The 22,421-nt window shown below is 63.6% G+C and carries 19 protein-coding genes; 3 read left to right on the top strand and 16 right to left on the bottom strand.

The window, feature by feature from the left end:
* The gene (locus tag J0J06_RS02845) at positions 1–2,193 is read right to left on the bottom strand and encodes a TonB-dependent receptor (protein WP_294039837.1); all 2,193 of its coding nucleotides are present in this window, start codon (positions 2,191–2,193) and stop codon (positions 1–3) included.
* A 168-nt stretch (positions 2,194–2,361) separates the two neighbouring features.
* Here J0J06_RS02845 and J0J06_RS02840 point away from each other — a divergent pair, with 168 nt between their 5' ends.
* Positions 2,362–2,943 (top strand): TetR/AcrR family transcriptional regulator, encoded by a 582-nt coding sequence (locus J0J06_RS02840; protein ID WP_294039836.1) that lies wholly within the window; start codon positions 2,362–2,364, stop codon positions 2,941–2,943.
* Between the two features lie 78 nt (positions 2,944–3,021).
* Here the strand turns inward: J0J06_RS02840 and J0J06_RS02835 are convergent, their stop codons facing one another.
* From J0J06_RS02835 to J0J06_RS02820, 4 genes are all read right to left on the bottom strand, one after another.
* The gene (locus J0J06_RS02835; protein ID WP_294039835.1) at positions 3,022–3,876 is read right to left on the bottom strand and encodes an AraC family transcriptional regulator; all 855 of its coding nucleotides are present in this window, start codon (positions 3,874–3,876) and stop codon (positions 3,022–3,024) included.
* A gap of 238 nt (positions 3,877–4,114) precedes the next feature.
* On the bottom strand, positions 4,115–4,696 hold the full coding sequence (locus J0J06_RS02830; protein WP_294039834.1) for a hypothetical protein: 582 nt from the start codon (positions 4,694–4,696) through the stop codon (positions 4,115–4,117).
* Positions 4,696–6,390, bottom strand: a complete 1,695-nt coding sequence (locus tag J0J06_RS02825; protein ID WP_294039833.1) for a sulfatase-like hydrolase/transferase — start codon at positions 6,388–6,390, stop codon at positions 4,696–4,698. The genes J0J06_RS02830 and J0J06_RS02825 overlap by 1 nt, the downstream gene beginning before the upstream one ends.
* Positions 6,387–6,773, bottom strand: a complete 387-nt coding sequence (locus J0J06_RS02820; protein WP_294039832.1) for a hypothetical protein — start codon at positions 6,771–6,773, stop codon at positions 6,387–6,389. The genes J0J06_RS02825 and J0J06_RS02820 overlap by 4 nt, the downstream gene beginning before the upstream one ends.
* A 115-nt stretch (positions 6,774–6,888) precedes the next feature.
* Here J0J06_RS02820 and J0J06_RS02815 point away from each other — a divergent pair, with 115 nt between their 5' ends.
* Positions 6,889–7,974, top strand: a complete 1,086-nt coding sequence (locus J0J06_RS02815) for an MBL fold metallo-hydrolase (RefSeq protein ID WP_294039831.1) — start codon at positions 6,889–6,891, stop codon at positions 7,972–7,974.
* Here J0J06_RS02815 and J0J06_RS02810 read toward each other — a convergent pair.
* Genes J0J06_RS02810 through J0J06_RS02800 form a run of 3 tightly spaced genes read right to left on the bottom strand, consistent with a single transcriptional unit; the run spans position 7,971 to position 10,154 of the window.
* Complete coding sequence (locus tag J0J06_RS02810; protein ID WP_294039830.1) at positions 7,971–8,390, bottom strand: DUF1330 domain-containing protein; 420 nt, start codon at positions 8,388–8,390, stop codon at positions 7,971–7,973. The genes J0J06_RS02815 and J0J06_RS02810 overlap by 4 nt on opposite strands.
* On the bottom strand, positions 8,387–9,304 hold the full coding sequence (locus tag J0J06_RS02805) for a haloalkane dehalogenase (protein ID WP_294039829.1): 918 nt from the start codon (positions 9,302–9,304) through the stop codon (positions 8,387–8,389). The genes J0J06_RS02810 and J0J06_RS02805 overlap by 4 nt, the downstream gene beginning before the upstream one ends.
* Before the next feature lie 52 nt (positions 9,305–9,356).
* Positions 9,357–10,154, bottom strand: coding sequence for a formylglycine-generating enzyme family protein (locus tag J0J06_RS02800; RefSeq protein ID WP_294039828.1), 798 nt, complete (start codon positions 10,152–10,154; stop codon positions 9,357–9,359).
* A gap of 459 nt (positions 10,155–10,613) precedes the next feature.
* On the opposite strand from J0J06_RS02800, the gene J0J06_RS02795 reads away from it, so the two are divergent.
* The gene (locus J0J06_RS02795) at positions 10,614–12,152 is read left to right on the top strand and encodes an alpha/beta hydrolase-fold protein (RefSeq protein WP_294039827.1); all 1,539 of its coding nucleotides are present in this window, start codon (positions 10,614–10,616) and stop codon (positions 12,150–12,152) included.
* A gap of 43 nt (positions 12,153–12,195) precedes the next feature.
* On the opposite strand, the gene J0J06_RS02790 is transcribed toward J0J06_RS02795, so the two are convergent.
* The 8 genes from J0J06_RS02790 to J0J06_RS02755 all read right to left on the bottom strand — a co-directional run bounded on the left by J0J06_RS02790 (position 12,196) and on the right by J0J06_RS02755 (position 22,414).
* Positions 12,196–13,275: an MBL fold metallo-hydrolase gene (locus J0J06_RS02790; protein ID WP_294039826.1), complete on the bottom strand. Its 1,080-nt coding sequence runs from the start codon at positions 13,273–13,275 to the stop codon at positions 12,196–12,198.
* Positions 13,276–13,770: 495 nt separating this feature from the next.
* Positions 13,771–14,166 (bottom strand): OB-fold domain-containing protein, encoded by a 396-nt coding sequence (locus J0J06_RS02785; RefSeq protein WP_294039825.1) that lies wholly within the window; start codon positions 14,164–14,166, stop codon positions 13,771–13,773.
* Positions 14,159–15,319 carry a thiolase domain-containing protein gene (locus J0J06_RS02780; protein WP_294039824.1) on the bottom strand — a complete coding sequence of 387 codons (1,161 nt, stop codon included), beginning with the start codon at positions 15,317–15,319 and terminating at the stop codon, positions 14,159–14,161. Before J0J06_RS02780 ends, J0J06_RS02785 begins: the two co-directional genes overlap by 8 nt.
* Positions 15,316–16,992, bottom strand: a complete 1,677-nt coding sequence (locus J0J06_RS02775) for an AMP-binding protein (protein ID WP_294039823.1) — start codon at positions 16,990–16,992, stop codon at positions 15,316–15,318. Before J0J06_RS02775 ends, J0J06_RS02780 begins: the two co-directional genes overlap by 4 nt.
* Complete coding sequence (locus J0J06_RS02770) at positions 16,989–17,975, bottom strand: NADPH:quinone oxidoreductase family protein (protein ID WP_366931191.1); 987 nt, start codon at positions 17,973–17,975, stop codon at positions 16,989–16,991. The genes J0J06_RS02775 and J0J06_RS02770 overlap by 4 nt, the downstream gene beginning before the upstream one ends.
* A 38-nt stretch (positions 17,976–18,013) precedes the next feature.
* Positions 18,014–18,952 (bottom strand): helix-turn-helix domain-containing protein, encoded by a 939-nt coding sequence (locus J0J06_RS02765; protein WP_294039821.1) that lies wholly within the window; start codon positions 18,950–18,952, stop codon positions 18,014–18,016.
* On the bottom strand, positions 18,949–20,274 hold the full coding sequence (locus J0J06_RS02760; protein WP_294039820.1) for an MFS transporter: 1,326 nt from the start codon (positions 20,272–20,274) through the stop codon (positions 18,949–18,951). Before J0J06_RS02760 ends, J0J06_RS02765 begins: the two co-directional genes overlap by 4 nt.
* 112 nt (positions 20,275–20,386) lie before the next feature.
* Positions 20,387–22,414 carry a 3-hydroxyacyl-CoA dehydrogenase NAD-binding domain-containing protein gene (locus tag J0J06_RS02755; RefSeq protein ID WP_294039819.1) on the bottom strand — a complete coding sequence of 676 codons (2,028 nt, stop codon included), beginning with the start codon at positions 22,412–22,414 and terminating at the stop codon, positions 20,387–20,389.
* Positions 22,415–22,421: the final 7 nt, after the last annotated feature.

Here is a 22,421-nt window from a genome sequence, read left to right as displayed (position 1 = left end):
TTACCATTCGAGGGACAGCGTCGCGCTGTAGGTGCGCGGCGTGTTGTAGTAATCGTTCCCGCCGACCGACACGATGTAATAGAGGTCGTTGGTCACGTTCTTGACCGATCCGAGCAGCTTCCAGTTGCGCCCGCGCACACCCGCCGACAGATCCAGGATCGAGTAGTTCTGGCTCTTGCGCGTCAGCGTCGCATCGTCCCAGCCGCCTGCGGCGGTCTGGTAGCTTGCAGTCAGCATCAGGTCGATACCGCGCACCAGCGGGTGGTCGTACATCCCGTTGACGTTGAAAATGTAATCGCGCGTACGCGGCGTCTGCTTGCCCGACAGATCGAGCACGGCACCGTTGGACAGGATCGACGATCCATCGCTCCAGGTCCCACGGCTGCCCGAAACGTTGGCGCTCCCCGACAGCCGGCCGCCGGCCAGCGGCACGGTACCCGACAGTTCGAACTCGGCGCCGTAAATGCGGTTGCCGCCAACATTCTCCAGCGTGAAGGCCGGGTTGGTAGTGGACAGCGTCGTCGTCTGCTGCACGTTGCGCGTCCAGCTCATGTAAAGCGCGAGCTGCGAGCGGAAGCGGGCGGCGCCGATCCGGAAGCTTCCCTTGGCGCCGACTTCGCCGGAGGTGACGTCTTCGGGGTCGTATGGCACGCGATCGAAGAAGCCGATTGCCGGCGCCTGATTGAAGCCACCGGCGCGATAGCCGGTAGCCACCCGGCCATAGAGCGTCAGGCGATCGCTCGCTTTCCAGGTCAGCGACCCGGTCGGCAGGAAACGGCTCCAGTTTCGGGAAAACCGCGTCAGGGGAATCGTATCGTTGGTGGTCGCGTCCAGGTCGATCTGCTGGAACGCGAACTGCTTGCTGTCGACCTGAAAGCGCGATTCCAGCGACGCCGTCAGCGTCGGCGTCAGCTTGAATCCGACCTGACCATAAGCGGAATAGGACGACACGTTTTCGGTCGATTGCTGTAGCCGTAATTGCCGCCGCAGCGATGTCACGGTGGCGCCGGTCCCGGTTACGGTGCCCGTGCGGTTCGAATAGATGCGTGACACATAGGTCAGGAAATCGGCACCGCCCAACCACGTGAGCGGGCCGTCACCCTTCGATCCCCACCGCGCCTCGGTGCCGTAGCGCTCGAACTTCTCACCCTGCGCGTCGAGCAACAGGACGTTCGGCAACCGGATGCCCAGATAATGGTCGAAATCGGCCGGGCTGCGATCGCCCTTGCGGCCCTTGTAATCGGCCAGGATGGTCAGTTCCGACGAGCCGAAATCGTGGCGGAATTCGCCGATCGCCTGAGCCTGGTCGATCGTGACACGATCGATCGAATCGAGTCCGGTGCGCACGAAAATATCGGGATCGAGCGTGCGGTTACGCCCCAGCGACGTGAAGCCGGGCGCTTCCGACCGCGAATATTCGATCGTCAGCCGGGCGCTCGTATCGGTGCCGATCCCGGTACCGATCGCGCCACGAACGCCCCAGTCGAGCGTGTTGTCGATCACCCGCCCGGTGACCTGGTCAGTATAGAATCCCCCCGTCTGCTTCGAATAGAAGCCGCCTGCGCGGATCGCGACCGTATCGGACAGCGGCACATTGACGGTCAGCTGGGTATCGAGCTTGTCGACCGAATCGTAGCCCAATTTCGCGCGAAATTCGGTGTCTGCCTGTGGCTGACGACTGATGACGTTGACCGCGCCACCCACCGCATTGCGGCCATACAAAGCCCCCTGCGGCCCGCGATACACCTCCACCCGGTCGATGTCGTAAAAGTCGATCTGGCTGTAGCTGCGCCCGCCGAAACCGCCGCCCGCCACGTAAATGCCGTCGCGATAGATGCCGGTCGAGGATTCGGAAAAGCCGAGCCGCCCGCCGCCCTGACCGCGCAACGCGATGTCGTTGAGATATTTGGGACCGGAGCCGATCAGGATCGCGCCCGGCGTCAGTCGCGTATAATCGACCACGTCGCGCACGGCGAGACGTTCCATATCGGAGCTGTCGAGCACGCTGACAGACGCTGGCACATCCTCGATCGATTCAGAACGCCGGCGGGCCTGAACCAGAATGTCTTCGGATGGGCCGGTCGCTACCGGATCGGCGGCCGGTTTTGGCCGCTCCTGCGCCAACACGGGTGATGACAACAGCATGCCCGCCAGCACACCAATTCGCGTCACGCCGCGTCGTTCCAGACCCATATCGTCCCCTCCCATCGGTGCTGGGGGCGCCGACATCGAGCGCCCCTCTGTTACTCGCCAGTAACATGCAGTTTCCGATAAGTAAACACATGCACCTTTCCGGTTCGTTGGATTTGCATTCGCCGCCGACTTGGGCGACCAACGGGTATGGAGCCGAGCTATTCCGAGATGATGGACGCCCATCGCGAGCGGCGGCGCGAGCACCTGTTGCTTGCCGCGGCCGACGTTATGGACGCCCGTGGCCTACGCCAGGCCACGATGGATCAAGTCGCCGAAGGCGCCGGCGTGTCGAAGATCGTGTTGTATCGTTACTTCAAGTCGAAGGATGCGCTCGTGCACGCGGTGCTCGACGATGTGGTCGACGGCATCCTGGACGCCGATGCGGCCGAACCGACGATGTGGTGGGCGGACCGGATGCGGTTGACGCTCAAGGTAGCACGCACGCGCGGGTCGGCGATGCGCCTCCTCATACGCCATGCTTCGCACGACCCGGTATTCGGGAGACATTTCGAACGACTAACGGCGGCACTGATCGCGCGGATCGAGGATCGCCAAGTCGAGATTCTGGGACCGAGCGATAGCGTCGCCGGCAAGATCGGGGTGCTCGACGCGTCCATCGCAGCGTTCATGCTCGACGCCTATGTGCGCTGGATCGACAGCGGTACGCGGGAAGAGGATGAGCGCTTCCTGACGTGGCTTGGGCAATCCGTGCGCGCGATGGTCTATTATTGGCGAGGTCTGACGCCATGAGAACTGGTATTCTGGCGGAAGCGACTCGATATTTCGTCAACTGACGGCTTCCTGCCGGACGGTCCGCTCTCCCAGCCTTTAGATCAAGGTCGCCCCCACCGTTTTCGGCCCCGCAAACGCATGGCGTGCCACATCTTCGGCATTGATAAATCGCGCAGGCGTCGTGCCGATAAAGCGGCGAAAGTCGCGGATCATGTGCGATTGGTCGCTGTATCCTAGATAGGCAAGATCCCGTTCGTCTGGAGCGGCAAGCGCAAAATGTTCGGCGGCAGATTGAGCGCGCCTCCGGATGGCCAGCAATTTGGGGGACAAGCCGTGGCTGGTCGCCGTGAATCGCGCTGTCTGGCGGGGAGATAAATCCAATATTTCCGCAAGACGATCGACGCTTGGGTTCAGCGAACTTCGCAACCATCGATCCACGGCCAGGACGCGCTCATCGTTGACGGGCGACACCTGCCACAGACGATCGAACAGCAAATCTTCGATTACTTTCCAACCGTGATGCGGGGCCCTCAGGTCGCCCGCCTGCTGCACCACCTGGTCCAGACCGGCGAGGCCGAAAAAGCCGCCAAGGTCGATCGCGCGATCGACAAGTTCCGATGCCGGGACGCGAAATAAGGTACGTAGCCCGCCCGGCGTCAGTCCCGCGCCAATGGCCCGATAGCCCGGGCTGGCGACCATCCTGACCGTCGTCGACAAGGGCCCGACGAGTGCGAAGGGTGGCAGTTCGATGGTTTTGCCATCGAGCGTCTGAAGCTGGGCATCCCCAGCAATTCTGATCACGACTTGCGCGTCGACGGCTGGCATCCAGCCGTCGTAGCCGAGCTTCAACTCCGTCCATGCGAACAGCAATGTGATGTAGTTGGTCAGCGAGACCTGCGGGGGAGAGTATCGCAACGCTTGAAGCGCATCGCGCTCGGTCTCTTCCCCCATTCGCGACGCTCTGGGCTACTCGAACGCACATCGCAATAGGTGACCTATCCCAAGATTGGATGACGCTGCAGAGCGGAAGCAGCAGCCCTCGGGACGCAAAACTCTTCAGCGGTGCCGTCAGGTTATAGCGAACCTCCCCTATCCTCGAAGCCGGCCAATCTTGAGGATAGCGGGTTAGCTCGCGATCGACGCTACGTTCGGCGTCGCTAACAATCACCTCAGCGGGCGGACAGCGCCCCTAGTCTCCCGCCAGCCGCAAGACCTCCTCGCTGACCAATGCGCGCGCGACCTCGGCCGGGAGGCACTGATCGTCTCGTAATCGCTGCCAGACATCGAGACTCAGCATCAGATCGATGAGTTCGAAGCGCGCAGGATCCTCCGCGACCTTTCGCGGTAGCAGCGACGCCAGTCGCCGCCGCAGCAGCATCGTAACGCGCACATGTTCGGCCTGGATCGCAGGCGACATATGACGATGCGCATCGCCGGCCCGCTTGAACGGTAACATCCGCTCGAACGTCGCGGTCCGGCGTTCGATCATCTCTTTCAACTGATCCAGCGGATCGAGCGATTCGAACGGGATCAGCCACATCTCGTATTGCTCGACCAACGAGGATGTCAGCGCCGCGTACAGGCTTTCCATGTCGCGGAAGTGCCGGAACACCGTCCGCAGACCCACCGCCGCGCGCACCGCGACATCTTCGGCGCTCGGCGTGATATGGCCTTCGCCGACAAGTTCGATCATCGCCGTAACGATCCGCTGGCGGCTATCCAATGTCCGGCGCCGCCGTCCGTCCTTCACCGCAGCCTGCATTTTCGCCATCAGTTCGACCAATAGATGTAGGTTTCGCCTGCCTTGGGCTTGGTACCAAGCGGACGATCGATCGCAATCGGCGACCGGATGAGGGACGGCCAGGCCGGTTTGACGCTCTCGCGATCGTGCTGTGCGATCAACCCCTTCAAGCGCGCGACCACGTCCGGGTGCAGGGCCGCGACATCGCGACGCTCGGTCGGATCGGTCTTCATGTCGTAGAGCAAAGCGACCCGCGGCAGATCGAGCAACTGAAGCTTCCAGTCGCCGTCGCGGACGACGCGATACGGGCCGCTACGCCAGAACAGGGTATTGTGCGGCAGCCCGGTTTTCTTGCCCTCGATAAACGGCAGCAAGTCGACGCCGTCGATCGGACGGTCGCGTGGCAGTGTCGCGCCCGCCACGTCGCTCGCGGTGGCGAAGATGTCGAAATGGCTGACTGGCCCCGCGATCTGCGTGCCCGGCTTGATCATCGCCGGCCAGCGCATGAAGAAGGGAACCTTGACCCCGCCTTCGAAGAACGTCGCCTTCCACCCGCGATAGGGCCGGTTGATGTCGGGCAATCCGATATAGTGCGCCCCGCCATTGTCGCTGGTGAAGATCACCAGCGTGTTCTGGTCGAGGCCCTGCGCCTTCAGCTCAGCCATGACCCGTCCCACGCCGCGGTCGAGCGCGCGGATCATCGCGGCATAGACCCGCGTGCGGTGATCGGCGATCTGCGGCAGCGCGTCGTAATCGGCCTTGAGCGCCTGCAGCGGCGTATGGGGCGCATTATAGGCGAGGTACATGAAGAACGGGCGGTTGCGGTTGACCTTGATCGCGTCGATCGCCTCGTCCGTCAGATAGTCGGTCATGTAGCGCGCAGGCTTGAACCGGTCGCCGCCGTTATACTGGACGCTGAACGGCAGGTTCGCCCACAGGAACTTGTCGATCGGATCGAAATCCTGCTTCGAGTTTTCGACGTCGGGACTGCTTTCCGGCAGATACATCTGCCCGCCGATCATGAAGCCAAGGCTTTCGTCGAAGCCTTGCGCCTCCGGCCGCATGCCCTTGCCTTCGCCCAGATGCCATTTACCGAGGTGGATCGTGTGATAGCCCCGGCCCTTTAGCAGTTCGGCGATCGTGATCTCGCTGCCGGGCACCCCCTTGTCGGCGGTCGTCGCGGGCGCCCGCGCGGCATCTTCGTCGAAGATCGTCTTATGCTCCCACTGCGTCGGGAAGTTCGCGATGGTGCGCGAGAAGGAGACGTCGGTGCGGATCAGTCCAGACGGGAACCATTTGGGCGGATGGACTTCGGCCGGCGTGAATTCGTAGCCAAACCGGGTCGGGTAGCGGCCGGTCATCAACGCGGCGCGGCTGGGCGCGCATGTCGCGTTCCCCGCATAGCCGTCGGCGAAGGTCACACCTTGGCGGCCCAGCGCGTCGATGTTGGGGGTCTTGAGCAATCCGCCCGCAACGCCGCCGCCGTTGAAGCTGATGTCGTTATAGCCAAGGTCGTCGGCGACGATCAGAACGATGTTGGGCGGACGCCGGTCGGCGGGCAGCGCGGCGGTCGCCGGCCCCGGCTGCCATTTGACAGGCCGGTTGTTGTACACATGCGGCGCAATCCAGCCGGGCAGATGCAGGAAAACATAGTCTTTCGACAGATAGCCGGCGATGGCCAGTCCGCCGATCGTCCCGAGAGTCCACTTCATCCAGCGCTTCATCGTGCCGCCTCCGCATCGAAATGGCGCCAACCGATCGCCAGGATCAGGATCATCAGGGCCTCCACCACCATCGGCGGGAATGCGGTGCCTGGTGCGCCGTCGGCGATCAGGCTGATCGCGCGGCCAGAGATAGCGATGCCAAGCAGGCTGACAGGCACGAGCAACGGCGTCCGCCAAGCGCGCCACGCCGCGACTACCGCAAAGACGCCGCCAGTCACGAAAAAGGCCGTGAAGTCCGCCCGCATCGTCGCGAGGCCCTGCGTCCCAAGTGAAAGCAGAAAGAACCGCAACCCGGCCTGCGCCGGATCGATCAGAAAGCCCAACCCCAGCAACACGTTGAATGCGCCGACAAGTCCGACCAGCGCGCGCGCCACTTTCCGCATCCGCCCCTCCCTATTTTGCCGCCAGTCTAGCGTCGCAAATGCAACGCGCAATCTATTGGCATTGATAATGCCAAAATAATCGGCATCCTGCGGAAAAAGCGGCGGAGGGGTGCACATGCCAAGCAAGATGATCGTATCGGCTGTCGTGGCGATTGCGGCGATCGTGGGGTTCGCCGCCTTTCAGGGGCCGATCGGCGCGGCTGTGCTCGGTACCGCATTCGCGCAGCGAGCGGGTGTCGACCGGATCGCCGATTTGCCCGACGGGCTTCACGTCGCCTTGTGCGGCACCGGCTCGCCGTTACCCGACCCGAGCCGGGCGGCGGCATGTACGGTGGTCATTGCCGGCAAGCACATCTTCGTCGTCGATTCGGGCGAAGGCGGCGCGCGCAACATCTCGCTGATGGGCATTCCCAACGGACGGATCGAAGCGGTCTTCCTGACCCATTTCCATTCCGATCATATCGACGGATTGGGGCCGATGATGCTGCTGCGCTGGACGGGGAACGGCGCGACCAGTCCGTTGCCGATCTACGGCCCGCCTGGCGTGGAGCGCGTCGTCGCCGGATTCGACGCCGGCTATGCACTCGATTCGGGCTATCGCACAGCGCATCACGGCCAGAAGATCGCACCGTCCTCGGGTGCCGGCGGGGTCGCGAAACCCTTCGCCCTTCCGCCGCGCGGATCGAACGCGCGCGTTACGGTTTTCTCAGGCGACGGGCTGACGGTCACCGCCTTCCGCGTGAATCACGGGCCGGTCGATCCGGCGGTCGGCTATCGGTTCGACTATAAAGGCCGCTCGGTCGTGATCAGCGGCGACACCGCCGAAAGTTCCTCCCTGGCGGAGGCCTCGCGCGGCGCCGACATGCTGCTTCATGAGGGCCTGCAACCCAAGCTGGTGGGGCTGATGACTGCGGCGCTGACGAAGCGCGGCAACGCCAATATCGCGCAGATCACGCGCGACATTCTGGGCTATCACGCCTCGCCCGAACTGGTCGCGCGCGAGGCACAGGCGGCCGGGGTGCGGTTCGTCGTCTTCACGCACATCATCCCGCAAACGCCGTCGCGGATGATGTACCCTGCCTGGCTCGGCGACGCGCGGCGCCTCTATGACGGGCCGATCGTGGTCGGCGAGGACGGCATGATGTTCAGCATGCCCGCGGGGTCGCGCGGATTCGAATTCCGGCGCTTGCCGATCGGTTAGTCCTGGGCGGATAGCGGCTTGATGCGGAGGTTGAGCTGGCCCGCGAGGCCAGCGATCCGGTGCTTCTCGATCGCCTGATAGTCGGGCAGCTGGATCATCGCCATCATCGCGGCGCGCGACGGATATTGCGCCAGCGCAACCATGTCCCACAGTTCCTCGACTTCACCGATCATCGCTTCGGTGATCGCGCCCGCATAGAGCGCCTTGCCACCGACCGCTTCGAGGCACGCGCGCACCCCGGCGCCGTAGCGCGCATAGGCTTCGCGGCCGGACAGTTCGGCGTCGCTGCCGTCGGCATATTCGGCGCGATCCTTGAACTTCAGCAGGTTGATCATGACGAACGGGCCGTCGTCGGTGGCGCCGAAGAACGCTGCGGCCTGTTCGGGCGGGGGGAATACTGCATTGGTGTAGTTCATTTCGCTGCTCCTCTGTGGCTACGAGCCAATGCGTCGATCAGCGCGCACAATTGCTCGGTCGCATCCTCCTGGATGAAGTGGCCTCCGCCTTCGATGATCGTATGCGGCTGGCCCTTGGCTCCCGGAATGCGTTCGATGAAAGCGCGTTCGCCGCCCTTGGTCACCGCATCCTTGTCGCCGAACGCGGTGAGGACGGGACCGGTAAACCGTTCGAGCACTTGCCACGCGGCCTTGTTCTCCGCGACCGAAGCATGGTCCGGCGTGACCGGTACCAGCGCCGGAAATTGGCGCGCGCCGGCCTTGTAGCTCTCGTCGGGGAACGGCGCATCATAGGCGGCGATCTCCGCCGCGCTCAGCTCGCGCGTCGTCCCGCCGTTGACGATCGCACCGACAGGGAACATCGGGACGTTCTGGCTGAATGCGAGCCATGCCGCGAAGCCATCCGACGCACCCGATCCCGTTGGCAGCCCCGTATTCGACACGACCAGCCCGGCGAACCGGTCCGGGAACGCCGCCACCAGCCGCAGGCCGATCAGCCCGCCCCAGTCCTGGCAGAACAGAGTGACGTCGCGAAGGTCGACCGCGGTGAGCCAATCGCTCATCCAGGCGACATAACGCTCATACGTATAGTCGGTCCGCTCGGCGGGTTTGTCGGACTTGCCGAACCCCGGGAGATCCGGCGCAACGACGCGATGCCCGCGTTCGACCAGCCAGGGCACGAACTTGCGATAAAGGTACGACCAGCTCGGTTCGCCGTGAAGGAGCAGGACGGGGGCGGCGTCACGTAGCCCCTCGTCGACATAATGAATCCTGAGGTCGGTTCCGTCGGCGTCGGTGACGGTCAGATAATGCGGCGCGAACGGATAATCGGCCAGATTCGCAAACCGTTCGCCGGGCGTTCGCAGGACCTTCATCTCGACCTCTCCGATATTATGGCACTATCCGTGCCAAAATATCGGAGAGCGGTCAACGCGGTGGGATCGGCCGATCGCTGACCAAGCGCACGCCGATATGATCGGTCCCCAGACCGCGCTCCTCGAACTGGCGCGCCGCGGGACGATAGCGCGCGCAGTAGTTCGCCGCGCAAAGATACGATCCGCCCTTGATCACGCCGGTGTCGGCCTTCGCGCTCGCGGGCGTGCTGGTCCATTCCCAGACATTGCCGATCATGTCGTAGAGGCCCCAGGCGTTGGGCTTGAAACAGCCGACGGGCGCGCGTCCTTGATAACCGTCGAGGCCGAGGTCGCGCTCGGGGAACACGCCTTGATAGTAATTGGCTTGGGGAACCCCCTTTGCATCGACGGGCTCGGGCAAGGCTTTCGCCCCCGCCAGCGCGGCATATTCCCACTCGGCTTCGGTGGGCAGCCGTTTCCCCGCCCAGCGCGCATAGGCCTCTGCGTCGGCATAGGCGATTTGCACGACCGGCTCGCGGTCGCGGCCCGCGATGCTCTCGGCCGGTCCTCGCGGATGGCGCCACTGCGCTCCCACCACCCAACGCCACCAGCGCGGATCGTCGCCGTCCGGTGGGGCAAAGACCGCTGAACCCGGCATCCGCATATCGGGCGGCGCTTCGGGCAACGGCGGCGGTGCCCGCTCGGCAACGGTTCGATAGCCTGTCGCCTTCACGAACCGGGCGAACTCGGTATTCGTCAGTTCATGCGCGTCGATCCAGAAGGCCTTCACCGTCACCCGACGCGGCGGCCCCTCTTCGGGATAATGCGGATCGGCCCCCATGACGAAACTGCCGCCCGCTATTTTCACCATCGGCGCCGAAGCAAGGTCTGCGCAAGCCCTGCGCGCCTCGACGGCAGGCGCTTTCGCGGCTTCCCGATCCCCCCGACCACACCCCGTTACCAGGCAGAACGCAGCCAAGGCGACATGAACCACGAACCGGCGCGCGGACACAGATCGCCTAGGCCGTCGAGCGGGCTCAGAAGCCGAGCAGAACAATAGCTCGCCAGTCGGTTGCATCGCTTCTCATTTGACCATCCATCGCCCGAATTCGAACTTTGGCGGCAGCCGCCGCCCAGAGCAATACGCGCGAGGGATGTCCGCCCCTATCCGCACCCACATGCACAGCAGGCGACATCTTCTGCCCGCCCCACATCACGCAACAGCTTGTTGATCGTCCGTATTTCGCACTCCAATTTTGCGCTCGCCGGAATTGGTTGTTGTCGCGGAGCAAATGATTGATGATCGAGCTTCAACGCTTAGGGGGTGGGGATGATTAAATCGCTCGTATTGCTTACAAGCGCGCTGTTGCTCGGCGCCGCAGCCTCACCGCCTGAGCCGCTCTCCATTCCCGTAACGATCGCGGCGTCGGTCGGTGATCATCAGTCGGGCCGGCTGATCGTCTTCGTCGAACGAGTCGATCCCGGCGCCAAGCCGTCAGCCTCTGTCGATTTCAATGCGTTCGCACCAACCACCGCGACGATCACTGCGCGCGAGGTCATCGACTTGCGCCCGACCGTCGCCGCCGTCGTCGACGCAGAGACGGATGCATTTCCGCGACCATTATCGACGCTGCCGCGTGGCAAATATCGCCTCCAGGCAGTTCTCGATCGCAATCACGACTATGCTTATAACGGTCGTGGCCCCGGTGATCTGATTTCGAGCGTCGAGACGGTAACGCTGCCGGGGCCGATCCCGACGCTGACGTTGAACAGTGAATTGCCGGCAACCGAATCGGCACCCCGCGCCGATCTCGCACCCTATTACGCCAAAGTTCGCCCGGTCGATTTCCAGAGCACGCTGCTGACGGCGTTTCGGGGAACGCCGACGTCGATCCGAGGCTGGCTCGCGCTGCCGCCCGGATACGACGGCAAGACGCCTTTCCCGACAGTCTATTCTGATGGCGGCTTCGGCAGCACCCTGGGATCGGCCAAGCGCAGCGCGGCGAACATGATTCGGCTGATGGCCGATGGCAAGGCGCCGCCAATGATCTGGGTCTATCTCGATCACTCGGTCGGCACTGGCACGCACGAATTTGCCGACTCCGCGAACAACGGTCCCTGGGGCACAGCGCTGACCAGCGAGCTTATTCCCGCACTTGAACGCGAATACACAATGGATGCGCGTCCATCGGGCCGCTTCCTAACCGGCCACAGTTCGGGCGGCTGGTCCACGCTGTGGCTGCAGGTTCGCTATCCCAAGGTTTTCGGCGGAAGCTGGCCGACTTCGCCCGATCCGAGCGACTTTCACGATTTCACCAATATCGACATCTACGCACCCAACGCCAACTTCTACACCGACGCCGCCGGCAAGCCCCGTCCGTTGATCCGCGAAAACGGCAAGGTCATCGCCAACATGGTCGACTTCGCGCGCAGCGAAGCCGTGATGGGCGCCTATGGCGGCCAGATTACCTCATTCGAATGGGTATTCAGCCCGCGGGGCCGCGACGGCCGCCCGGTGCCGTTGTTCGATCGGGCAACTGGACGGATCGACTCGTCGGTCGCGGCCTATTGGCGGGACAATTACGACATCGCGAATATCATCCGCCGCGACTGGCCCACGCTGAAACCGGATCTCGACGGCAAAATCCACCTTACCGTTGGAACGGCGGATACCTTCTATCTCGATGGACCGGCCCATAGGCTTGAGGCCGTCATGCGCAATGTCGGGGCCAGAACGGACTTTCGTTATCTGCCGGGCAAAACCCACTTCGATCTCTATGTCAGGGGCGACGACAGAGATGCGCTGCTAAAGGACATTGCGTGGGAGATGTACGCAGTCGCCCGGCCTGACGCTAAGCGGGTCAATTAATTCACTGCTCGAGAACGACCAGGATTACAGTGCTTTGCGGCCGTCAGCTTCGCCGCCCGAACCGATAGCGGGCGCCAACGACTGAACGGATGACCTTGTCCGGCATCGCTTGTGAAGCGGCAGCAATGAACACGTCGCCGGAGCAGTGACCGGGGATGATGTAGTCGGGATTGATCGCCTGCATCATCGCGACCGTCTCGAGCGCTTGCGCCTTCGTCTGCGGCGGAACGAGATGGAACCCGCCAACGATCGCGTGTACCCGGTCGATGCCTGAGACGGCCTGAGCCCGGCGCACGGTGTTGATAATTCCGCGATGACTGCACGACCCGATGACCACCAGGCCGTGCCCCGCCACATTGTACGCGGTTCCAAGTTCATGCACCGCGTCGTCCACCACGAAGTCCACGTCGCGCTTGCTCGGGTCCAGCAGGGCTCGATTGCAGTTCTGGCCGGGTAACATGGCGGTGGGCACCCGAGGCCGTTCGCTAGTCACGAAAGGGATTTCTCCCGTCGTGAAAGCTTGCCCGGCGATCATGTGAGGCTCTCCCGACACGATCAGCTCGATCCCCGCTTTTGTCAGCGCAGCGCGATCAATCGCCCCGAACGACGATGCGCCGGGCTTGATCCCGCGGACTCGGCTGCAGAACGCCTCTTCACCGCCCACGTAGAGCGGCGTGCCAGGGCGGATTTCGCCGGTAGCGAGCAGGCCATCCAATCCACCGAAATGATCGTAATGACCATGGCTTAGGACCATCGCCTGGACGGTCGCGGGATCGATCCCTGTCAGCGCAAGATTGTTGAGCAGCGCTTGCGACGTGTAACCGAAATCGATGAGCACCGACTTTGAGGCGGCATCGGTAGGCGAAGCGCTTCGAGCATGCAGCGAATAGCCCCATTCGGCGGCATAGGTTCGGTGATAATCCGGAGCGGGGTCCGGGCTGGAAACGGAAATGTCAGGCCGTTCGAAGTCCGCCGCAAACACGTTTGCGAAATTGTCGACGATGACGGTTAGCTCCAGCGAGGCCACGCTCGGCACATTCAGTGTCGCCGCGCTTAGCGATCTGGGCAAGACCGCCAGCGTGGCCACACCCATCCCCAGCAACGTTCTGCGGTTCACATCCATAACGCCTCCACAAATGCGACGGTTGCCGAATGGCGGCTTTTGGGCAAGCCTTGGAACCGCCCTAACAGCGGCAATGGCAGGCGAACGGGCGTTTGCAATCACGTTCCGATGATCGCCCCCGCCCTTTGCTGCGCCTTGCGGGGAAGTTAGGTCGGGGCTCGGAGGTAATAGCCAGAAAATGACAGTCGCGACGACGACGGCGGCGCTTGTCGTATTGAAGGGTTGTAAAGCTTTCGATTTTTAATTCAAAGCTTTATCCGTTTCTCCTGGAGCGTGTTCTTAAGCTTGACGGCGTCATAGCCCGGCTCAAAGGGCAGCCATTAGGCGGCCGCCAATGGAAAACGCCAGTCTCAGCGCTGGCTATTCACACGACAAAAATTGCCGCCGGCACAAGCTGGTACCGGCGGCCTAGGCACCGCTCCGGGAGAGGCCGCGGTTTTCAAATTAATGCGGAGAAACCCGGCCGCACGAATTCGGTCTGAGCCGACAGATCGTTTAGCCCGGTGTGAAAGCCGGGACGAGTTGCCCATTTTCACTGGCAATTGGCGCAAGCCGCACAGGTTGCCCGATCGCGGGCTCATTCGAACCGTAGTCCACAATGTTGGTCAGCATCGAAACGCCCTCATCGAGCGTCACATAGGCCAAAGCGTACGGTGCGCCTGCCCCGCGCCGCATGATCGAGACGCTGTAAACGACGCCCTTGCCACTCGACTCCTCCCACACCGTTTCGTCCGAAAGGCAAAAGGGGCAGCGTCCGCGCGGAAAATAATGGACCTCATCACACCGGCGGCAGCGTTTCAGCAGCAAGATGCCATCCATCAGCGCCGCCCAAAATTTCTCCGTTTCGGGTCCAACCGACGGCGATGCGATCTTACGGGAATTTTCAGCCATCGATTCGCTCCATGATAAGGGTGGCGGCGGCGTGGCGGGTCGCCAGCATGCCGCCGATGCCGTTTGCCAAGGCGAGGTCGCAGTTTGTTACCTGCACGGCCGGATGCGCTTCGCCGCGCAACTGGCGCACCGCCTCGATCACCTTGGTGATGCCGCCGCGATGAGTCGGGTGATTGTTGCACAGGCCGCCGCCATCGGTGTTGAACGGCAGCTTTCCCGATCCGGAAATCAGGTTGCCGTCGGCAACGAACCGCCCCCCTTCGCCCTTGGCGCAGAAACCCAGATCCTCGAGCTGCATCAGGACCGTGATCGTGAAGCTGTCGTACAGCGAGACATATTTGATGTCCGCCGGCTTGATACCCGCTTCCTCGAAGGCCAGCGGTCCGGATCGCGCAGCGGCGGACGTAGTAAGATCGAGATGACGCCCGCCGCGCGGCCCCTTCACCGCCTCCGCCGCACCCCGAACCGCCACGAGCGGTCGGTTCAGCGATCGGGCAATCTCCGGCGATACCACCACCAGCGCCCCGCCGCCGTCAGTTACCACGCAGCAATCGAGCCGGTGGAGCGGATCGGAAATGACCGGCGATGCCAACACGTTCTCGACGGAAACGACGTCCTGGAGCAACGCGTTCGGATTGTGCTGGGCGTGGTGCGACGCCGCGACCTTGATCCAGGCCAGCTGCTCCGACGTCGTGCCGAATTCGTGCATATGGCGCATGGCGCACATGCCATAGCCATTCTGCGTGGTGGCTCCGACCCAGCGCTCGAAGGCGTCTTCGGGCCCGCCCGACCGGAACGCCATGAAGTTTTCGGACCGCGGACGGCCGGCGAGCGTGATCAGCGCGACCGAGCACTTTCCCGCGGCGATCGCCTGCGCAGCATGGCTGACGTGGATCAGATAGGAGGAACCGCCGGTCTCAGTCGAATCGGTGTGCCGGACCTGCAGCCCCAGATAGTCGATCATCGACATGCCGCCGTTGCCCGGGGCATCGCCCGCGCAGAAATAGCCATCCACGTCGGACAGGCTGAGTCCGGCATCAGCCAACGCGCCGGCGGCACATTCTGCGTGGAGCTGAAAGATGCTGGTATCCGGCGCCAGCCGGGTCGGATGTTCCCAAGCGCCGACAATGAACGCCTTGTTGCGGATCGTCACGAAAGTTGCACTCCCTGATCGGCAAGACGCGACTGTGCGACCGCCTTGACTGCTGGATAGTTGAGCTTGCCGTTCGCCAGGCGATCGATCGCCGTCACGGCAAATACATGGCGCGGCGCCTTGTATGTCGCGAGCGCGGTCCGGACGTGCTCACGCAGATCGTCCTCGCTCGCACTGGCCGAGTCTTCCAACCGGACCAAGGCGACGATCCGCTCGCCGAAGCGTGGATCAGGCACGCCGGTAACGGCGGCATCGATCACCGCCGCGTGTGTCTTGAGCGCTTCCTCGACTTCTTCGGGGAAGACCTTCTCGCCGCCGGTATTGATGCATTGCGACCCGCGGCCGAGCACGACGATGTCGCCATCGGCGCTGACCGTTGCCCAGTCGCCCGGCACCGACCAGCGCGCGCCTTCATAGATCGGGAAGGTTTCCGCCGACTTGGCCGGATCCTTGTAATAACCCAGGGGAATGTGCCCGCCGATCGCGATCCGCCCTCGTTCGTCTGAACCGGGTGCGACGCGGCGGCCGTCTTCCGTAAACACCGCACAGGTGGGTGTCAGCGAGAAGCTACCGGTCGCGCTTTCCCCGTCGCGCGTCGTGATCGACTGCGCCATTCCGAACGCTTCGGATGAGGAGAAGCTGTCGGACAATTGGATGTCCGGCAAATGGCGCAACAACCCCTGCTTGTTCTCGCGGCTCCACATCGTGCCCGACGATCCGATCAGCGTCAGCGAACCGAGATCCCACCGCCCCGGATGCGCATCGAGCGCGGCAAGCATCGGCTGGGCGAAGGCCTGCCCCACGATCGTCACGCGGTTGGCGCGCTCGCGCTCCACCGTATCCCACAGCAACTCCGCATCGAATGACCCCGGCGGCAGCAGCACGATCGTGCCGCCCATCCCGATCACCGACAGAGACGAAATCAGCCCGGTTCCGTGCATCAGCGGACAGGCGACGAGCGAGCGGAAACTCGATGGGTGTTCGGCAACCCGCGCACCCGCATCCGCCGGACGCGCTAGCGGCCCCAGGCCCAGCGCCGGGTTGGCGCCATAGCCGAACCGGCCGATCATATCGCCTTGCCGCCACATCACGCCCTTTGGCGCGCCGGTCGTGCCGCCGGTGAACAACAACATTATATCGTCGGCCGACCGTCCCCAGGACGCGACCACCGGCCGCCGCGCCGGGGCTTGCGCGGTAATCTCGGCGTAATCCGCGATCCACTCCGGCAACGAACCGCCATCACCCGCGATCGCGACCCAAGTCCTGACCGCCAGCGCGCGCGGACGCGCCTCCAGCACGATGGGCAGATAGGCCGCGTCGAACACCACCGCTTCGGCATCGCCGTTGTCGAGCAGCTGGACGACCTCGTTCGCGGCATAGCGATAATTGACGTTCGACGGCGTTAGTCCCGCTTTGAACGCGGCATAGAAGGCAACGAGATATTCGGCGCGATTGGGCGTGTAGATTGCTACCTTGCTCTGGTGCTGAAGCCCCGCGTCCCGCATATGCTGCGCCAGCGCATCGGCGGCGGCGTCGAACTGGCCATAGGTCAACGTGCGGCCATCCTGGATGATGATCGGCACATCGGGCTGAACGGCGCATATCGCTTCCCACATATTGGGATAGGCCCAGGCGTCCTGCCAGCCACCGGCCTCGCTGCTTGCCGCGCTCATCGAACCGCCACCACGATCTTGCCCAGCGCCTGGCGGTCGGCGATCGCTGTGATCGCCGACGGCGCGTCAGTGAAGGGCACGACCGACGAAATGGTCGGCCGCAACTTCCCGGTGACGTAGAGGTCCATCAACTCGGCGGTGTTGCGCGCCGATTCCTCCGGCTCATTCTGCGAGAAGCCACCGTTGAACACGCCGATGATCCCCGCCCCCTTCAGCAAGGGCAGGTTGAACGGCAGTCGCGGAATACCGGCGGTGAACCCCACCACCAGATAGCGCCCGCCCCACGCCATCGCGCGGAACGCGGGTTCGGCATAATCGCCGCCTACGGGGTCATAGACAATGTCGAAGCCATGCGCGCCACCTGCCGCCTTGAACTCCGCGCCTAGCGCCAGCATCTGTTCCTTGGACAAGGGTCCGCGCGGATAGACGATCACGTCATCCGCACCGCAGGTTTTGACGAACGCGGCTTTGTCCTCGCTCGACACCGCCGCCACGACGCGCGCACCCATCACTTTTGCGATTTCGATTGCCGACACACCAGTCCCACCGGCGGCCCCAAGTACGAGTACCGCATCGCCGGGGCGGCAGGCCGCGCGCTGCTTCAGCGCATGATAGGACGTCTCGTAAGTGAATAGATAGGCCGAACCTTCGGCGAAGCTCATCCCCTCGGGCAACGGCGCGACCCGCGCTTGGTCGATCGACACCGTTTCGGACAGGCCGCCCCAGCCGGTGCGTGCCAGCACGCGGTCACCCGGGGCGAACCCCGCGACGTTATCCCCGACCGCACTGACGATTCCCGCAACCTCGCCACCCGGGGCGAACGGCCGCGGCGGTTTATATTGATAGAGGTCGCGGATGATCAGCGAGTCGGGAAAATTGATGCCGCACGCATGAACATCGATCTGTACCTCTCCCGCTGCAGGAGGAGCCACATTGCGCTCGGACAAGGTCAGAGTTTCCGGTCCGCCCGGGGTGTCACTCAACCACGCTCTCATCGGAATACCTTTCGACCCCAGGAAATTCAGGCGGCGATCGAGACGCGCGCACGACGCAGCCGCCGTATGTCGATCGGCTGACCAGACGCGGCGTCGCACACAACAGGCGATACGCGCGCGCCGGTAATGCGATCGAACAACCGCATCGGCAGCGGCTCGCCGTCATACAGCCAGCGCTCTCCCCAGCCGTACATCGCGCAGAACAGAGGATGCAGCGCGCGCCCGGCGACCGCCATGCGGTATTCATACCGTTCGGGCACCCGGCGATACCGCTCCCGCAACATCAGATTGGCCTCGACCAGTCGGCTCAACCGGTCGGTCAATACGTTGCTGGCGATACCTAGCACGTCGGTGAACTCGTCGAACCGCCGGACGCCGAGCATTGCGGCGATCAGAATGCGCCAAGACCAGGGGTCGCCGAGCACCGAGATCGCGCCGAGTTCGGCCACCTGCTGCCCGCTTTCCCCACGTCGCCGGGCGTTAGACGCGTGTTCGACATCGGCGCACTCGCCGTCGAAGACATAGCCGATCCGCCGCGCCTCGATCGCACTCCCCCCCGGCGTGGCAAGCAACACCGGCTGCACCGGATAGCCGCTGTCGCGATCGCACAACGCCAACACACGGTCTTCAGCGCCGTACAGCCGCTCCCAGGCGTCCTGCATCAACATGATGCCGATCGTGTCGGCGCCTTTGGCGGTGCAGATGTAGGTGCGGCGAACGCCATTCGGCTGGGCTGGTTCCTGTTCGACCAGGCCGGCATCGCTCATCCGCCGCAGCCGCTCGATCAGCACCGCGCGCGAAATGCCAAGATTGGCCGCCAGGTCGGAAAAGCGCTGCGGCCCCGTCATCATCTCGCGCAGGATCAGCTGGATCCAGCTATCGCCCAGCACGGTGGCAGCGCGCGCCGCAGGGGAACAGCGTACGACCACACTCAACGGCGGCTGCACTGGCATCTCGATACTCACCGGAGCATCTCCCTTTCGAGATAACGTCCCGCCGCCCAGAAACAGAAAGCGGGGATCGGAGCGAGCAAGACCGACAGATAGAGCACATAACGGACGCTTTCGATGCCCGCCCAGGATCGGAAGAAATCGGACAGCATGCCGAAGATCATCGGCCCCAGCCCCAGCCCGACCAAATTCTGCACCAACAGGAACATCGCTACCGCGGCCCCGCGCGAGGCGGGGCGGACCAGACCCTGCAGGCAGGTGAAGACCGGGCCATAGGACACACCGCTGACGATCGCCGGCGCCAGCATGAGCGCCGCCGCCAGCTGCCAGTTGTCGACCGTGTAGGCAAGAACCGAAAGCGGCATCGCCACCAACTGGCCGACCCACACTACCGTCAGGATATAAGCGCGATCGCGCACGCCATATCGGGTCGCCATCCAGCCGCCGAACCAGGCCCCGGCGGCCGAACCCAGCCCCGCGACCAGCCCCAGCGCGAGCCCCGCGGCACCCGGGCTGGCGCCATGTACGCGGATCAGGAACACCGCCTGCCACACACCCTTGCCGTAACTGAGGAACGATCCGATCGACATGGCGATGGTCAGGAAGACGAAGGCGCGCGATTTCAGCACTTCGACCAGCACCGACCGCAGCGGGACTACCGCCTGGTCGGTCGGAACGGCCCCCGCGTTGCGCGCGAACATCGCCCTTCGCGGCTCGGGCACTATGATCCAGGTCGCGATGCCGATCAGGATGCCGGGAATCGCACAGAGGAAAAACGCCATGCGCCAACCGAACAGGTCGGCGAACACCCCGCCCATGCTCATGCCCAGCATCGTGCCGATCGGCAGGCCCAGCCCGTAAAAGGCCAGCGCCGAGGTGCGCTTTTCGGGCGGTATGAGATCGCTGATCAGAGAGTGCGATGGCGGTGTGCATCCCGCCTCCCCCGCACCGACGCCGATCCGAGCCAGCATCAAATGGATGAAGTTCTGCGCCATGCCGCACAGCGCCGTCATCACCGACCAAAAGATCAGCGCGCAAGCGATCAACCGCGGGCGACTGGTCCCGAACCGATCCGAATAGCGCGCAATCGGAATGCCGACGAAGGTGTAGAACGTCGCGAAGGCCAGCCCCGTCATCATCCCAACCTGGGTATCGGTCAGGTGCAGGTCGAGCTTCATGGGTTCAGCCAGGATGCTCGCCACCTTGCGGTCGAGAAAGTTCATCGTCGATACCGCGAGCAGCAACCACATCGCACGGCTGCGGTAGATAGACCCATTCACGGCCACGGCGGAGCCGAGATCGGCAGTTAGCGGCGGCCCCAGGGATTTGCTTGCCATGACGGTTCTTTCAGATCCTCTGACAAACCCTAGCTTTCAATTACGAACCAATCAACCGCGATGTCACGATTGATTGGTCGCATTTTTATCTCTTCGACTTGCGCAGTAAGACTTAGTCGAATGCCTCGTTGAGCTCGGCCTTGCGGCGTAGCAGCGGCGCGACCTCGATACCGTGACGCTCCAGCCCCGCGACAATCTTCGACAAACCGATGGTGTTCGCCCAGAACATCGGACCGCCGGTATAGGTCGGCCAGCCATAGCCCGTCAGCCAAACCGTATCGATGTCGCTCGCGCGCTGGGCAACGCCCTCATCAAGGATTTTCGCGCCCTCGTTGATCATGGGGTAGATCGCGCGTTCGACAATCTCGGTGGCGTCGATGGCGCGGCTTTCGACGCCCGATTTCTTGCGGAAATCGTCGATGATCTCGGCCGCACGCGGGCTCGGCGTGCGGTTGCGGTCGGCATCATAGTCGTAAAAGCCGCCGCCCGTTTTTTGGCCGAGCCGCCCCTCTGCGCACAATGCTTCACGGATCGTCGTGACGCGCGTCGGATCGCGGTGCCAACCGACATCGACACCCGCCATGTCGCTCATCTGGAACGGCCCCATCGCCATACCGAGATCGGTGAAGGCTGCGTCGATCTGCTCGGGCGACGCGCCCTCGATCAGCATGGCCGTCGCGGGAGCGCTGCGCTGCGCCATCATCCGGTTGCCGATAAACCCGTGACACACGCGCGAGACCACGGCGACCTTGCCGATCTTCTTGGCCAGCGCCATCGCCGTCGCCAGCACGTCGGGCGCAGTCTTCGCCCCGCGCACCACCTCCATCAAGCGCATGACGTTGGCGGGCGAGAAGAAGTGCAGACCCAGCATGTCTTCCGGACGCCCGCTGGCTTCGGCAATTTCGTCAATGTTCAGAAAGCTGGTGTTCGACGCCAGGATCGCACCAGGCTTCGCAATCTCGCCGAGCTTGCCGAACAGCGTCTTTTTCAGGTCCATATTCTCATAAACCGCCTCGATCACCAGGTCGCAGGTGGCGAGGTCGTCGAATGCGAGCGAGGGGGTAAGCCGAGCCATGATCGTATCGACCTGTTCGGCGGTGAACCGTCCGCGCTTGGCCGAATTGTCGTAATTGCGGCGGATTGTCGCGACCCCGCGATCAAGCGCTTCCTGCGCCGTTTCGACGATTGTCACCGGAATGCCGGCGGTCAGGAAATTCATCGCGATGCCGCCGCCCATCGTACCGGCGCCGATGATACCGACATGCGTCACGTCGCGCTTCGGCGTGTCCTCAGGCACGTCATCAATCTTAGCCGCCTTGCGTTCGGCAAAGAACATGTGCCGCAACGCCGACGATTGCGTGCCCGCCAGCAATTTCTGAAACTCCTGCCGTTCGAACGCCAGCCCTTCCTCAAGCGGAACTTCGGTCGCCTTCACGACGCAGGCGATGTTGGCGGCTGGCGCATCGAACCCCTTGAAGCGCCGGGCATTGGCCTTTTGGAATGCGGCGACCGCTTCGGGATCCGGGGCTGCTACCTTTTCCGAAGCGCGCGGCAGCGGCCGCACGGCGGCGATCTCGCGAGCAAAGGCGATGGCGTCTTCGGCCAGCTTGCCTTCGGTGGCCAAGCGGTCGATCAGGCCAGCGTCCGCGGCGCGTTTCGCGGAAACCGGATCGCCCTTTGCGACCATTTCCAGCGCAAAGGCGACACCCGCTAGGCGGGGAATCCGCTGCGTGCCCCCTGCCCCTGGCAACAGGCCGAGCTTGACCTCGGGCGTGCCCACCTTCGCGGACGGGGCGGCCATGCGATAGTGGCAACCCAATGCGATCTCGCAACCGCCGCCCAGGGCGGTGCCGTGGATCGCCGCCACTACCGGTTTGTGCGCGCCTTCGATCATCGCGATCAGTGCGCCCAGCCCCGGCTCCTGCATCGGCTTGCCGAATTCGGTGATGTCGGCGCCCGCGAAGAAAGTCCGGCCGTCACAGCGCAGCACTGCGGCTTTTAGACCGTCATCGCCGAGAAGTTCCTCGACCGCCTTGGCCAGCCCCTGACGAACGGCGGCACCGAGCGCATTGACCGGCGGATTGTCCGAGATGAATTCAAGCACATCGTCGTGGCGCACGGTACGGATCGGAGACGTCATCGATTGT

The organism is Sphingomonas sp. (assembly GCF_017304615.1).
Taxonomy (GTDB): domain Bacteria; phylum Pseudomonadota; class Alphaproteobacteria; order Sphingomonadales; family Sphingomonadaceae; genus Sphingomonas.
Note: the sequence above shows the minus strand (reverse complement) of the source record. Positions and strands in the feature narration are given on the sequence as shown.